We start from the raw sequence: 14,601 nt of genomic DNA, 5'->3' as shown, positions 1-14,601 counted from the left end.
GCCATCGCCCACGGCGCACCTGCGCCGTCCTCACGCCTCAAACTCCCGACAGGCTGTCACGTGACCTTGCATCTGACCCAGCTGGAGGGCGGCAACGCCCTGAGCTCCTTCCGCGCCCAACAACTGCTTTCCGCCCTGGAAGCGATCCACCCCAAGATCACCGGAGTTGCCGCGCGCTTCGTGCACCTCGTGGCCACCGACACCGCGCCCGACGCCGATGCGCACAGCCGCCTGGCCGCGCTGCTGACCTATGGCGAGCCCTATGCGGGTCCGAAGGAGGGCCTGGCCGTGGTCGTCACGCCCCGCCTGGGCACGATCTCGCCCTGGGCCTCGAAGGCCACCGACATCGCGCGCAACTGCGGCCTGGCGATCCAGCGCGTGGAGCGCATCACCGAATACCGCATCCAGCTCAAGACCGGCCTGCTCGGCGGCACGCCCGAACTCACGCCCGAGCAGCTGGGCCAGGTCGCGGCGCTGCTGCACGATCGCATGACCGAGTCGGTCATGGCTTCGCGCAACGAAGCCGCCTCGCTGTTCACCGAACTGCAGGCCCAGCCCATGGCCTTCGTCGATGTGCTGGGCGGCGGCGCGGCCGCGCTGCTGGCCGCCGACAAGGCCTGGGGCCTGGCGCTGGCCGAAGACGAGATCAGCTATCTGGTCAATGCCTTCCAGGGCCTGCAGCGCAATCCCACCGACGTGGAATTGATGATGTTCGCGCAGGCCAACTCCGAGCACTGCCGCCACAAGATCTTCAACGCCAGCTTCACCATCGATGGCGTGGCGCAGGAGAAGTCGCTGTTCGGCATGATCCGCAACACGCACCAGGTCTCGCCCCAGCACACGGTGGTCGCGTATTCGGACAACGCCTCGATCATGGAAGGCCACCAGGTCGAGCGCTTCGTCGCGCCGCTGGCGGCGGGCGACGGCCGCGCACCCAGCTACGTGAAGCAGGAAGCGACGCACCATGTGCTGATGAAGGTCGAGACGCACAACCACCCGACGGCGATCTCGCCCTTTCCCGGCGCCTCGACGGGCGCGGGCGGCGAGATCCGCGACGAAGGCGCGACCGGCCGCGGCTCCAAGCCCAAGGCGGGCCTGAGCGGCTTCACGGTCTCCAAGCTGTGGGGCAGCGAGATCGGCAAGCCCGAGCACATCGCGAGCCCGCTGCAGATCATGACCGAAGGCCCGCTGGGCGGCGCGGCGTTCAACAATGAATTCGGCCGGCCCAACCTGGCAGGCTACTTCCGCGAATACGAGCAGGAAGTCGGCGGCGTGGTGCGCGGCTACCACAAGCCGATCATGATCGCGGGCGGCCTGGGCGTGATCGACGCCGGCCAGACCAGGAAGATCGAATTCCCCGCGGGCTCGCTGCTGATCCAGCTTGGCGGCCCGGGCATGCGCATCGGCATGGGCGGCAGCGCCGCCAGCTCGATGGCCTCGGGCACCAATGCCGCCGAACTCGACTTCGACTCGGTGCAGCGCGGCAACCCCGAGATCGAGCGCCGCGCGCAGGAAGTCATCAACCACTGCTGGCAGCAGGGCGAGGCCAACCCGATCCTGGCGATCCACGATGTGGGCGCGGGCGGCCTGTCGAATGCCTTTCCCGAGCTGACCAACGATGCGGGCCGCGGCGCGCGCTTCGACCTGCGGGCGGTCAATCTGGAGGAGTCGGGCCTGGCGCCCAAGGAAATCTGGTCGAATGAAAGCCAGGAGCGCTATGTGCTGGCGATCGCGCCCGGCTCGCTGGCGCAGTTCACCGAATTCTGCGAACGCGAGCGCTGCCCGTTCGCGGTGATCGGCACCGCCACCGAGGAGCGCCAGCTGGTGCTCGAAGACACGGCCGTGGCCGAAGGCGCGCAGAAATTCCCGGTCGACATGCCGATGGACGTGCTGCTGGGCAAGCCGCCCAAGATGCACAAGGATGTGACCACCGTGGCGCGCGAGCTGCCGGCCATGGATCTCACGGGCGTGGCGCTCGAGTCGGCCGTCATCGACGTGCTGGCCCATCCCACGGTGGCGTCCAAGCGCTTCCTGATCACCATTGGCGACCGCGCCGTGGGCGGCCTCACGCACCGCGACCAGATGGTCGGCCCGTGGCAGGTGCCCGTGGCCGACGTGGCCGTGACGCTGGCCGACTTCCGCGGTTTCGCGGGCGAGGCCATGGCGATGGGCGAGCGCACGCCGCTCGCCGCGATCAACGCGCCGGCCTCGGGCCGCATGGCCGTGGCCGAAGCCGTGACCAACCTGCTGGCCGCGCCGATCGAGTTGTCGCGCGTGAAGATGTCGGCCAACTGGATGGCCGCCTGCGGCGAGCCCGGCGAAGACGCGGCGCTGTACGCGACCGTGAAGGCCGTGGGCATGGAGCTGTGCCCGGCGCTGGACATCTCGATTCCGGTGGGCAAGGACTCGCTGTCGATGCGCACGCAGTGGCAGGAAAACGGCCAGACCAAGAAGGTCACCTCGCCCGTGAGCCTGATCATCACCGGCTTTGCGTCGATCGACGACGTGCGCGGCACGCTCACGCCCCAGCTCGATGCCGAGGAAGAGGACAGCACGCTGGTGCTGGTCGACCTGGGCCGCGGCAAGATGCGCATGGGCGGCTCGATCCTGGGCCAGGTGCTGAACCAAAGCGGCAATGAAACACCGGACCTCGACGATGCCAAGGACCTGGTGCAACTGGTCAGCGCCGTGAACGCGCTGCGCGCCAGGGGCCAGATCCTGGCCTACCACGACAAGGGCGACGGCGGCCTGCTGGCCACGGCCGCGGAAATGGCGTTTGCCGGCAAGGTGGGCGTGGCGCTGAACGTCGACATGCTGGTGGTTGAAGGCGACGGCATTTCCGACAGCCGCATGGACAGCGGCGACAGCAAGAACTGGGCGCAGCAGGTCAGCGGCCGGCGCGAGGAACTGACGCTCAAGGCGCTGTTCAACGAGGAAATCGGCGTCGTGCTGCAGGTCAAGACTTCCGAGCGCAACGCGGTAATGCAGACGCTGCGCGAGCACGGCCTGGCCACCTGCAGCCATTTCGTCGGCAAGACGCGCCCGCTGTCGAGCACGATCGACGCCGGCAAGGGCCAGCTGCAGGTCTGGCGCGATGCCAAGGCGGTGTTCAGCGCGTCGCTCAGCGACCTGCACCAGGTCTGGGACGCGGTCAGCTGGAAGATCGCGCAGCAGCGCGACAACCCGGCCTGCGCCGACGCCGAACACGCGGCCGCGGGCGAGCCCAGCGATCCAGGCATGCACCTGTCGCTGTCGTTCGATCCGCAGGACAACGTCGCCGCGCCGTTCCTGAACCTGGCCAAGCCTCTCGTGGCCCGGCCTCTCGTGGCCCGGCCGCGCGTGGCCGTGCTGCGCGAGCAGGGCGTGAACTCGCATGTCGAGATGGCCTATGCGTTCACCGAAGCCGGCTTCGAGGCCGTCGACGTGCACATGACCGATCTGCAGACCGGGCGGGCGACGCTGCAGGACTTCGCCGGCGTCGTCGCCTGCGGCGGCTTCAGCTACGGCGACACGCTGGGCGCGGGCATCGGCTGGGCGCGTTCGATCACCTTCAACGAGCGCCTGTCGCAGCAGTTCCAGCAGTTCTTCGGCCGCACCGACACCTTCGGCCTGGGCGTGTGCAACGGCTGCCAGATGTTTGCCGAACTCGCCGACATCATCCCCGGTGCGCAAGACTGGCCGCGCTTCACGCAGAACCAGAGCAACCGTTTCGAGGCACGCCTGTCGATGGTCGAGGTGCTCGAGTCGCCCAGCCTGTTCCTGCAGGGCATGGCCGGCAGCCGCCTGCCGATTGCCGTGGCGCATGGCGAAGGCTTCGCCAACTTCAGCGAACGCGGCAACGCCGCGCAGGCGCTGGCGGCGATGCGCTACGTCGACAACCATGGCCAGCCCACCGAGCAGTACCCGTTCAACCCGAACGGCAGCGCCGGCGGCCTCACCGCCGTGACCACGGCCGACGGCCGCTTCACGGCCATGATGCCGCACCCCGAGCGCGTGTTCCGCAATGTGCAGATGAGCTGGACCTCGGGCGACAAGAGCGAGTTCAGCCCCTGGCTGCGTGTGTGGCGCAACGCCCGCAAATGGGTCGGTTGATCGGCTGCAAGCCAACCAGGAACGGGCCGCAAGGCCCGTTTTTCATGGTCCTGGCACGGCGCAGCGGGTCTTTTTCTTGAGAATCATTCGCATTTCAGTCCTATAATGCGCAACGCCTGCCCGCGACCGCGACAGGTTCCGTTGTGGCCTGGATTGGACCGTGCTGACCCGTTACTACCGCGATCTGCTGAACTTCTGCCTGCGCAATGCGCGCGACCGGGAGACCGCGGCCGATCTGGCGCAGGAGAGCTATGCGCGCGTGCTGTCGATGCAGCGGGCCGGGCAGGTGATTGCCGAGCCCGGCGCGCTGCTGCGCCAGGTCGCGCTGCGCGCCAAGATCGATCTCGACCGGCGCGCCGCCATTCGCCAGCACGACGATATCGACGCGCTCGACGAAAGCCTGCAGCCGGCCAGCCCCGTGCATCTGCAGCCCGATGCGGCCTATGCATCGTCGCAGGCGGTTGAAGCCTATCTCGACACCATCGAGGCGCTGCCGCCGCGCTGCCGCGAGGCGTTCTGCATGTACCTGTTCGACGAACTGCCGAACCAGGAGATCGCCGAGCGCATGGGCGTGTCGATCAGCATGGTCAACCAGTACATCAGCCGCGGCAAGCTGGCGTGCGCGGCGCGCAGGAAGACGCTCGATGCGGGCCGGTAAAGCGCTGGCGCGCGCTGCCGTTGCGTGCAGCAGGTGCAGTTTTGCGCGCTGCCGCGCGTCTATATTCACAAGATGAGCCGTTTTCCCCAGCCCCCATCTTCCGCCGCGCCTCTCGACGAGGCGGCCGAGGCGCGCGCGCTCGCGGATTTCTTTGCCGGGCAGGACCCGGCCGATGTGGCCGCGGCCGACTGGCACACGCGCGCCGAGCAGGGCCTGGGCACGGCCGAGCAACACGCGCTGATGCAATGGCTGGCGGCCGACCCCGCGCATGCCGCCGCATGGCGCCGGCTGGAGCAGGTGGGCGCGGAAATGGCCGCGCTGCGTGCGCTGCCGGCGGCGCGCACGGCCAGAGCGCGCGCGGGCGCTGCGGGCGCCGATGCCGCGCCACGGGACCGGGCAAAGCCGCGACGCCGCTGGCCCGCCTGGAACCTGGCTCTGCCGCGCCCGGCGTTGCTGGCCGCGGCCTGCGCGGCAGTGCTGGCGCTGGGGGTGGGCTGGCAGCAGTGGCAGCAACCGACCTTCAGCAGCGCGTACGCCGCGGGCCAGGCGCAGCGCAAGACCGTCACCCTGCCTGACGGCACGCAACTGGCCATGGATGCCGACACGCAGGCGCAGGTCACGCTGTACCGCGACCGGCGCGAAGTGCGCCTGGCGCAGGGCCAGATCCTGTTTGCCGTGGCGCCCGACCGCGCCAAGCCCTTCGATGTGCTGGCTGGCCCGGCGCATATCCGCGTGGTGGGCACGCGCTTTTCAGTGCGCTACCGCAGCACCGGCATGGATGCGGGCGCGGTCAGGATCGCGGTCGAGGAAGGGCATGTGCGTGTCTCGGGTGTGCAGGAGAACGCCGGCGATGCCGCCGACCTGCATGCGGGCCAGGGCCTGAGCGTGGCGCGCGACGGCGCGGTCGGAGCGGTCACCGCGGTGGCGCCCAGCAGCATCGGGCTGTGGCGCAAGGGCCTGGTGCGCTTCGAGGACACGCCGCTGGGCGATGCGCTGCGGGAGCTCGAGCGCTACGGGCCGACGGGGCTGGTGATCCGCGATCCCGCGGTCGCGGCCATGACGCTGGGCGGCAGCTACCCCGTCGACCATCCCGCGGAGTTCGCGCGCATGGTCACGCAGATCCTGCCGCTGCGGCTGGTGCCGGGCGCGGACGGCAGCAGCGAGATCGCCCGCGCGCCTTGACGCTCTGAAAAAAGTTTTGCCCGCGGGGTGCAGTTCCCGGGCGCTGGTGCGTCTTTATCGGTAGTGATTCGTATTTTCATTGATTACCTGCCGGAAGTTTTCTCCATGCGCGCCATGCAGCCTCTTTTTCCTCCCGCCCCGATTGCCCTTGCCGCAGCGCTTGCGCTGGCCACTCCCTTGCTGGCTGCGGCCCAGCCCGCTGCCAGCGGCAACGCCGGGGCGCCGGGCGTCGGAACGCCGGGCGTCGGAACGCCTGCCGCCGGCGTCCCCACCGCCTCGTCGCAGCCGCTGGGCGCGGCGCTTGGCGAACTGTCCGCGGCCACGGGCACGCCCATCGGCTTCGCGCCGGCGCTGGTGGCCGGCAAGACCGCGCGCACCTTCAGCGCCGGCGTCACGACGCGCCAGGCGCTCGACCAACTGCTCGCGGGCACGGGCCTCATCGCCGTGCCCGAAGGCCGCGGCTTCATCATCAAGGCCGCGCCCGCCGCCGGTGAAACCGCGGCGCTGGGCACCGTCACCGTGACCGCCCAGGCCAACCGCGACGGCACGACCGAGGGCACGGGCAGCTATACCCAGACCGGCCCGACGCGCACCGCCACCGGCCTGAGCCTCACGCTGCGCGAGACGCCGCAGTCGGTGAGCGTGATGACGCGCCAGCGCATGGATGACTTCAAGCTCGAGACGCTGGCCGACGTGATGGAGCAGACGCCGGGCATCGCCGTGTACCGCCAGGGCAATGCCACCGATTTCCAGGCGCGCGGCACCAGCGTCAACCTGCAGACCGACGGCATGGCGCAGGTCAGCAGCGGCTGGTACTACCTCACCAGCACGCTGTTCTCGCTTGACGACATGGCGGAGATCGACCGCATCGAGGTGCTCAAGGGCTCGTCCGGCCTGGTGGTCGGCAAGGGCAACTACGGCGCGACCGTCAACATGATCCGCAAGCGGCCGACGCGCGAGTTCCAGGCCAGCGCGCGCGCCAGTGCCGGCAGCTGGGATACGTACCGCGCCCAGGCCGACATCAGCGGCCCGCTCAACGAGGCCGGCACGCTGCGCGGCCGCCTGGTGGCATCGGCCATGGATGCGGGGAGCTTTCGCGACTACGAGAAAAGCAACAGCCAGATGCTGTTTGGCGCGCTCGAGGCCGATCTGTCGCCCGACACCCAGCTCAATGTCGGCATGACGTACCGGCAGCGCGAGGCCAGCGGCATCGGCACCACCCAGCCGATCCAGCGCTACACCCGTGCAGGCGCCGAAGTGCCCTGGATGCCGCGCTCGTTCAACGCCGGTGCGCCCTGGGGCGGCTACGAGCAGGAAACGCTCAATCTGTTCGGCAGCCTGGAGCAGCGCCTGGCCCACGACTGGAAGGCCGAGCTCAAGTTCTCGCACCAGCGCGCCACCATGGACGACATGAAGGCCGGCTATTTCTACGACCAGGACCGCGCCAGCTTTGGCCGCTGGGCCGACATGAACAACGACAACTGGAGCGTGAACCTGGACGTCCATGGCCCGTTCACGCTGTGGGGCCGCACCCATGAGCTGCTGGCGGGAGCGGGCATCTCGCGCTTCAGCGGTTCCGCCAAGCTGCCGCTCAACCCGCTGTCGCTGGTGCCGCTGGCCGACCTGGGCGTGCGCTTCGCCCAGGGCGGCGCGGCCTTGCGCGAGCCCGACTACGGCAATCTCAACTGGGGCGACAACAGCTTCAACCAGAAGCAGCGCTATGTCTATGCGGCGGGCCGCTTCCAGCTCGGCGATCCGCTGCAGCTCATTGCCGGGCTGCGCGTGACCACGTTCGAGGAGCTCGACACCACGCCCTACTGGTGGAACTCCGACATGAAGGAAAGCGGCGTGCTCACGCCCTATGCCGGGCTGGTCTATGAACTGAACCGGAATGTCTCGCTGTATGGCAGCTATGCCAATATCTTCCAGCCGCAGACCAGCCAGACCGAGCAGGGCACGGCGCTGCCGCCGGAAAAAGGCAATACCTTCGAGCTCGGCGCCAAGGGCGAGTTTCTCGACAGGCGTCTCAATGCAAGCCTGGCGCTGTACTGGATGAAGACGCGCAACACCGGCGAGGAAACCGGCGGCCTGACGCCGGGTGGCGACACCGCCTACCGCGCCGTGTCCTCGGCCACGCGGCATGGCTGGGAGCTGGAAATGTCGGGCGAACTGGCGCGCGGCTGGCAGGCGCAGGGCAGCGTGGTGCAGCAAAACAGCTCGCTGAACGGCGCCACCGCCTATCCCGAATACCAGCTGAAGCTGGGCACGACCTACCGCTTCCAGCAAGGCGCGCTGTCGGGCCTGACGGTGGGCGCGGCCACGCGCTGGCAGGGCAAGACCTCGGTCAGCAATGCGGCGGCCACGCTGGCGCAGGAGGGCTATGCGCTGCTCGATCTGATGGCGCGCTACCAGGTCGACCGCAATCTGTCGTTCAGCATCAACGTCAACAACGCGACCGACAGGAAATACCTGGCCGGCATGACCAACTTCAGCGCCGCGGGCCTGTTCTACACCTGGGGTGCGCCGCGCAGCGTGAACCTGGGCGTGCGCTACGACTATTGAGCCGCGCCCCCGAGCAGCTCGCGGCGCGCGTGCACGAACGCCGCCTGCGCGCCGGCGCGCAGCGCGTGGCCGCCGGATTGCACGCGCGGCTTGCCGGCCACCCACACCGCGTGCACGGCCGAGCTGCGCTGGCTCGCAAACACATGGCCGGCCAACGCGCTTTCGGCGGGCAATCCGCACAGCGCGACATGGCGCGCATCGAGCACCACGAAATCCGCCTGCTGGCCGGCACACAGACCGGCCACCGGCCGGCCGCAGGCCCGGGCGCCGCCGGCCACGGCCTGCAGCAGCATCGCGGTGGCGACCTGTGGTTGCGCGTCGGTGCCCAGCACATTGCGTTCGCCGCGTTGCAGGCGCTGGCTGTATTCGAGCAGCATCAGTTCCTCGGCGGCATTGACGCAGACCTGGCTGTCCGAGCCAATGCCCCAGCGGCCGCCGTGCGCGCGCCATTGCGGCAGATCGAAGATGCCGTCGCCCAGATTGGCCTCGGTGCTGGGGCACAGCCCCGCCACCGCGCCGCTGCGCGCCGCGCCCGCAGATTCCCCGGGTGTCATGTGGGTCGCATGCACCAGGCACCAGCGCGCATCGACGGGCGCGTGGTCCAGCAGCCATTGCACCGGTGTCTGGCCGCTCCAGGCGAGGCAATCGCGCACCTCGCGAACCTGCTCGGCGATGTGGATATGCACCGGCGCGTGCGGCAGCAGGGCATGCAGCCCCGCGACGCCCGCGCGCAGACTTTCGCGCGGCACGGCGCGCAGCGAGTGCGGCGCCAGGCCCAGCGCCGCGCCCTGGGCCCGGGCGATGGGAGCGAGCCGCTGCAGCAGGGCCAGCAGGTCGTCGGTGCTGCGCAGGAAACGCGCCTGTTCGGGCAGGGGCGGCGCGCCGAAATTGCCGGTCTGATAGAGCACGGGCAGCAGCGTGATGCCTATGCCCACGCGGGCGGCGGTCCGCAGCAGCGCCAGGCTCAGCGTGGCGTCGTCGGCATAGGGTTTGCCGCCGATGCCGTGGTGCAGGTAGTGGAACTCGCACACCGAGGTGTAGCCGGCCTCGAGCATCTCGAGATAGAGCCAGGTGGCAATCGCTTCGAGCGCCTCGGGCGTGATGCGGGTGGCAAACGCATACATGCGCTCGCGCCAGCTCCAGAAGCTGTCCGCCTGCGCACCGCGGAATTCGGCCAGGCCCGCCAATGCGCGCTGGAACGCATGCGAGTGCAGGTTGGGCATGCCGGGCAGCAGCGGCCCGGCCGCGCGCGCCACCCCCGGGGGCGCGGGCAGGCCGCGGCCGACCTGCGTCAGCTGCCCGGCCGCATCCCACTGCAGCAGCACAGCGCGCGCCCAGCCCTCGGGCAGCAGCGCGTCCTCGGCCCACAGCGCGCGCACCGGCGCCGCCGCGGCATTCATGCGGCAATGCGCCCCTGGCGCACGATGCCGCAGGACGGCTTGTGGCCCAGCCAGTAGGGCAGTTCGGCCGCATGCTGCACCGGCCAGAGCACGAAGTCCGCGGGCCGGCCCGCGGCCAGCAACCCATGCGTGTGCTGCAGGCCCAGCGCGCGCGCCGCATGGCGCGTGATGCCGGCCAGCGCTTCGGGCACCGTCAAGCCAAACAAGGTGCATGCCATGTTCGCCATCAGCAGCAGGCTCAGGCAGGGCGAGGTGCCGGGATTGTGGTCGGTGGCCACGGCCATGGGCACGCCGGCCGCGCGCAGCGCCGCGATCGGCGGGCGCTGCGTGTCGCGCAGCGTGTGGAACGCGCCCGGCAGCAGCACCGCCACCGTGCCCGCGGCACGCATGGCGGCAATGCCCTGCGTGAACAGATGCTTGATGTGGTCGCAAGACAGCGCGCCATGGCGCGCCGCCAGCGCCGCGCCCTCCATGTTGGACAACTGCTCGGCATGCAGCTTGACCGGCAGGCCGAGGTGCCGCGCCGCGAGGAACACCTGCTCGGTTTCGGCAAGCGAGAACGCGATGCGCTCGCAATACGCATCGACCGCGTCGACCAGGCCTTCGGCGGCCAGCGCCGGCAGCATCTCGTTGCAGACCCGATCGATGTACGCCTGGCTGCGGCCCGCGTACTCGGGTGGCAGCGCGTGGGCGCCGAGAAAGCTGGTGCGCACCGTCACGCCGCAGTGCGCACCCAGCTGCCGGGCGACGCGCAGCTGCCTTCGTTCGTGCGCGAGATCCAGGCCATAGCCCGACTTGATCTCGATGGCGCACACGCCCTCGGCCAGCAGTTGCTGCAGCCGCGGCAGCGCCTGCGCCAGCAATTCGTCCTCGCTGGCAGCGCGCGTCGCGCTGACCGTGGCCAGGATGCCGCCGCCCGCGCGCGCGATCTCCTCGTAGCTCGCGCCGGCCAGCCGCAGCGCGAATTCATGGGAGCGCTCGCCGCCATAGACCAGGTGGGTGTGGCAATCGACCAGGCCCGGCGTGGCCAGCCGGCCCTCGCCGCGCTGCCGCGGCAGATGGGCGAACGCTGTCGGCAGGGCGGCCCGCGGGCCGACCCAGGCAATGCGGCCGTGCTCGACCGCAATGCAGGCGGGTTCGCCGGCGCCCACGGGCACATCGGGCGCGCACAGCCAGGGCGCGAGCGCGACCGGCTGCCAGCAACCGTCGGCCGAGGGCAGCGCGGCGAGGGCAGGGGAATGCTGCATGGCCTCAGCGCTGCATGGGCAGGTCCAGCCCATGGCGGCGGGCACAGGCCTGGGCTTCGGGATAGCCGGCATCGGCATGGCGCATGACGGCGCTGGCCGGGTCGTTCCAGAGCACGCGTTCCAGGCGCTGTGCGGCCTCGGGCGTGCCGTCGGCCACGGCCACCATGCCCGCGTGCTGGGAGTAGCCCATGCCCACGCCGCCGCCGTGGTGCAGGCTGACCCAGGTGGCGCCGCTGGCGGTGTTGAGCAGCGCATTGAGCAGCGGCCAGTCCGAGACGGCATCGCTGCCATCGAGCATGGCTTCGGTTTCGCGGTTCGGGCTGGCCACCGAGCCGCCGTCGAGGTGGTCGCGGCCTATGGCGATGGGCGCCCTGAGCGCGCCGCTTTGCACCATCGCATTGAAGGCCAGCGCCGCGCGGTGGCGCTCGCCCAGGCCAAGCCAGCAGATGCGCGCCGGCAGGCCCTGGAAGGCAATGCGTTCGCGCGCCATGTCGAGCCAGCGGTGGGTGTGCAGGTCTTCGGGAAACAGCTGCTTGATGCGCGCGTCGGTGCGGTAGATGTCCTCGGGATCGCCCGACAGCGCGACCCAGCGAAACGGCCCCTTGCCCGCGCAGAACAGCGGCCGGATGTAGGCCGGCACGAAGCCGGGAAAGTCAAACGCGTTTTGCACGCCGGCATCGCGCGCCACCTGGCGGAGGTTGTTGCCGTAGTCGACGGTGGGAATGCCCATCGCGTGGAAGTCGAGCATCGCGCGCACCTGCGCGGCACAGCTGTGCGCGGCCGCGTCCACGAGGCGCGCGTGCTCGGCCGGGTCGTCGGCCGCGGCGCGCCACTGCGCCACGTTCCAGCCCGCGGGCAGGTAGCCGTGCACCAGGTCGTGCGCCGAGGTCTGGTCGGTGACGAGATCTGGGCGGATGCCGCCGGCCCGGGCGCGGCGCACCAGTTCGGGGTAGATCTCGGCGGCATTGCCGCACAGCGCCACCGAGGCGGCCTTGCCCTGCGCGGTGCGCTGCGCGACCAGCGCCAGCGCATGGTCGAGATCGCGTGCCTGCTGGTCCACGTAGCGCGTGCGCAGGCGCATGTCGATGCGGCTTTGCTGGCATTCGACGGCCAGCACGCAGGCGCCGGCGAGCACGCCGGCCAGCGGCTGCGCGCCGCCCATGCCGCCCAGGCCCGCGGTGAGGATCCAGCGGCCGGTGAGATCGCCGCCGTAATGCTGTCGGCCGGCTTCGGCAAAGGTCTCGAAGGTGCCCTGCACGATGCCCTGCGCGCCGATGTAGATCCAGCTGCCGGCCGTCATCTGGCCGAACATCATCAAGCCCTTGCGGTCCAGCGCGTGGAAGTGTTCCCACGTCGCCCAGCGCGGCACCAGATTGGAGTTGGCCAGCAGCACGCGCGGCGCGTTCTGGTGCGTGCGGAACACGCCCACCGGCTTGCCCGACTGCACCAGCAGCGTCTGGTCGGCTTCGAGCCTGCGCAGCGAGGCCAGGATCTGGTCATAGCACTCCCAGTTGCGCGCGGCGCGGCCGATGCCGCCGTAGACCACCAGGTCTTCGGGGCGCTCGGCAACCTGGGCGTCGAGGTTGTTCTGCAGCAGGCGGTAGGCGGCTTCGATCTGCCAGTTGCGGCAGCTCAGCGGTGCGCCGCGCGGCGCGCGCACCACGCGCGCAGGGTCGTGCCGGTGGCCGGCGGCAGGCAAGCCTGCAAGCTCTTTCATGGGGCGGATCCTTTCATTGCGGATGCATGGCTGGGCAGGCATTGGGCGAGCGCCGCAGGCCAGTCGCTGCGCTGCGCCCACTCGCGCATGGCCTCGATATCGGGCGCCAGGCAGCGGTCGCGCTCGAGAAAGGCGACGCGCGCGCGCACGGCCGCGAACTGCTGCTCGAGCAGCGGCGAGGACTTCAGGCTGCGGTCGAACTCCATGCCCTGGGCCGCGGCCGCGGCTTCGATGCCGACCACCACGGCGGTGTTGTCGAGCATGGCGCCCAGGCGGCGCGCGCCAAAGGTGGCCATCGACACATGGTCCTCCTGGTTGGCCGAGGTCGGCAGGCTGTCGACGCTGGCCGGGTGGGCCAGCGATTTGTTCTCCGACGCCAGCGCCGCGGCCGTGACCTGGGCGATCATGAAGCCCGAGTGCAGGCCGCTGTCGCGCACCAGAAAGGCCGGCAGGCCCGACAGATGGGTGTCGAGCAGCAGCGCGGTGCGGCGCTCGGACATGGCGCCGATCTCGGCAATGGCCAGCGCCAGGATGTCGGCGGCGAAGGCCACGGGTTCGGCGTGGAAGTTGCCGCCCGAGACCACGTCGCCGCCGTCGAACACCAGCGGGTTGTCCGACGCCGCGTTGGCCTCGGTGACCAGCACCTGCGCCGCATGCCGCAGGTTGTCGAGGCAGGCGCCCATGACCTGCGGCATGCAGCGCAGCGAGTACGGGTCCTGCACGCGGCCGCAGTGCGGGTGCGAGCCGGCGATGGCGCTGCCTTCGAGCAGCGCGCGCAGCGCCGCGGCCACGGCGATCTGCCCGGGCTGGCCGCGCGCGGCATGGATGCGCGCATCGAAGGGATTGACCGAGCCGCGCATGGCTTCGAGCGACAGCGCGCCCGCGACCAGCGCCGCCGCCAGCAGCCGCTCGGCGCCCAGCAGCCCGGCCAGCGCCAGCGCCGTGGAGACCTGCGTGCCGTTGAGCAGCGCCAGCCCTTCCTTGGGGCCCAGCACGAAGGGCTTGCGGCCGATGGCCTGCATGGCTTCGCGGCCGCCCATCAGCCGGCCGCCGGCACGCGCCTGGCCTTCGCCGATCAGCACGCAGGCCAGGTGCGCCAGCGGCGCTAGATCGCCGGACGCACCGACCGAGCCTTGCGCGGGAATGGCGGGCAGCACCCCGGCGTTGGCCAGGTCCAGCAAGGCCTGGGCAATGGCTGGATCGACCCCCGAATGGCCGCGCGCCAGGCTCACGGCCTTGGTGGCAAGCACCAGGCGCACCACGCCGTCATCGAGCAGCGCGCCTGTGCCGGCGCTGTGTGACAGCACCAGGTTGCGCTGCAGCGCGCCCAGCCGGTCGCGCGCAATGCGCGTGCTGGCGAGCTTGCCGAAGCCGGTGTTGATGCCGTACACGACCTGGTCTTCATCGACGATGCGCTGCACCACCGCCTGCGATGCCTGCATGGCGCCCAGGCTGGCGGGGTCCAGTTGCAGCTGCACGCCGCCCGCATGCACGCGGCGCAGCAGGCCCAGGTCGACCTGGCCGGGATGCAGCGCAAGGCGCGATGGAGGCGGGTTGGAGCAAGCCATCAGCGCACGCTAACGCGGCGCGGCCCGCGTTTCTTGCCAGTCAAACGCGCAGATCGCATGACTGCCGCAGGCGCTGCCGCTGATGTAACGGAAAAGCCGGCCTTGCTGTCAGAGTTTTGCAACAAAGGTTGTAAAACTAATGCGAATCATTATTATTCGTTACCTCTTTCGCCTT

The 14,601-nt window shown here is 70.2% G+C and carries 8 protein-coding genes; 4 read left to right on the top strand and 4 right to left on the bottom strand.

Translation table 11 applies throughout. The annotated features are described in order from the left end of the window. Positions 1-60: 60 nt before the first annotated feature. The 4 genes from purL to HUK68_RS12645 all read left to right on the top strand — a co-directional run bounded on the left by purL (position 61) and on the right by HUK68_RS12645 (position 8,494). Positions 61-4,092 carry a phosphoribosylformylglycinamidine synthase gene (purL, locus tag HUK68_RS12660; RefSeq protein ID WP_175504483.1) on the top strand — a complete coding sequence of 1,344 codons (4,032 nt, stop codon included), beginning with the start codon at positions 61-63 and terminating at the stop codon, positions 4,090-4,092. Between the two features lie 160 nt (positions 4,093-4,252). Further along, a complete protein-coding gene (locus tag HUK68_RS12655) occupies positions 4,253-4,750 on the top strand; it encodes an RNA polymerase sigma factor (RefSeq protein WP_175504482.1) in 498 nt (165 codons plus the stop codon). A gap of 72 nt (positions 4,751-4,822) precedes the next feature. Beyond that, positions 4,823-5,932, top strand: a complete 1,110-nt coding sequence (locus HUK68_RS12650) for a FecR family protein (RefSeq protein ID WP_175504481.1) — start codon at positions 4,823-4,825, stop codon at positions 5,930-5,932. A gap of 105 nt (positions 5,933-6,037) precedes the next feature. Further along, positions 6,038-8,494 carry a TonB-dependent siderophore receptor gene (locus HUK68_RS12645; RefSeq protein ID WP_175504480.1) on the top strand — a complete coding sequence of 819 codons (2,457 nt, stop codon included), beginning with the start codon at positions 6,038-6,040 and terminating at the stop codon, positions 8,492-8,494. Here HUK68_RS12645 and HUK68_RS12640 read toward each other — a convergent pair. The 4 genes from HUK68_RS12640 to hutH are packed head-to-tail and all read right to left on the bottom strand — an operon-like array spanning position 8,488 to position 14,426. Next, positions 8,488-9,894: a formimidoylglutamate deiminase gene (locus tag HUK68_RS12640; RefSeq protein ID WP_175504479.1), complete on the bottom strand. Its 1,407-nt coding sequence runs from the start codon at positions 9,892-9,894 to the stop codon at positions 8,488-8,490. The two genes, HUK68_RS12645 and HUK68_RS12640, sit on opposite strands and share 7 nt — an antisense overlap. Next, positions 9,891-11,141: an imidazolonepropionase gene (gene hutI, locus HUK68_RS12635; RefSeq protein ID WP_175504478.1), complete on the bottom strand. Its 1,251-nt coding sequence runs from the start codon at positions 11,139-11,141 to the stop codon at positions 9,891-9,893. Before hutI ends, HUK68_RS12640 begins: the two co-directional genes overlap by 4 nt. Positions 11,142-11,145: 4 nt before the next feature. Then, the gene (hutU, locus tag HUK68_RS12630; protein ID WP_175504477.1) at positions 11,146-12,858 is read right to left on the bottom strand and encodes a urocanate hydratase; all 1,713 of its coding nucleotides are present in this window, start codon (positions 12,856-12,858) and stop codon (positions 11,146-11,148) included. After that, on the bottom strand, positions 12,855-14,426 hold the full coding sequence (gene hutH, locus HUK68_RS12625) for a histidine ammonia-lyase (protein WP_175504476.1): 1,572 nt from the start codon (positions 14,424-14,426) through the stop codon (positions 12,855-12,857). The genes hutU and hutH overlap by 4 nt, the downstream gene beginning before the upstream one ends. Positions 14,427-14,601: the final 175 nt, after the last annotated feature.

Source organism: Comamonas antarctica (genome assembly GCF_013363755.1).
Taxonomy (GTDB): domain Bacteria; phylum Pseudomonadota; class Gammaproteobacteria; order Burkholderiales; family Burkholderiaceae_C; genus Comamonas; species Comamonas antarctica.
The sequence above is the reverse complement of the archived record's forward strand: the minus strand, read 5'-3'. Positions and strand labels throughout refer to the sequence as shown.

Excerpts from the sequence above, each read along its gene's own strand:
- hutI (WP_175504478.1), bottom strand. The coding sequence starts at position 11,141 with ATGCAGCATTCCCCTGCCCTCGCCGCGCTGCCCTCGGCCGACGGTTGC.
- HUK68_RS12650 (WP_175504481.1), top strand. The coding sequence starts at position 4,823 with ATGAGCCGTTTTCCCCAGCCCCCATCTTCCGCCGCGCCTCTCGACGAG.
- hutU (WP_175504477.1), bottom strand. The coding sequence starts at position 12,858 with ATGAAAGAGCTTGCAGGCTTGCCTGCCGCCGGCCACCGGCACGACCCT.
- hutH (WP_175504476.1), bottom strand. The coding sequence starts at position 14,426 with ATGGCTTGCTCCAACCCGCCTCCATCGCGCCTTGCGCTGCATCCCGGC.
- HUK68_RS12640 (WP_175504479.1), bottom strand. The coding sequence starts at position 9,894 with ATGAATGCCGCGGCGGCGCCGGTGCGCGCGCTGTGGGCCGAGGACGCG.
- HUK68_RS12645 (WP_175504480.1), top strand. The coding sequence starts at position 6,038 with ATGCGCGCCATGCAGCCTCTTTTTCCTCCCGCCCCGATTGCCCTTGCC.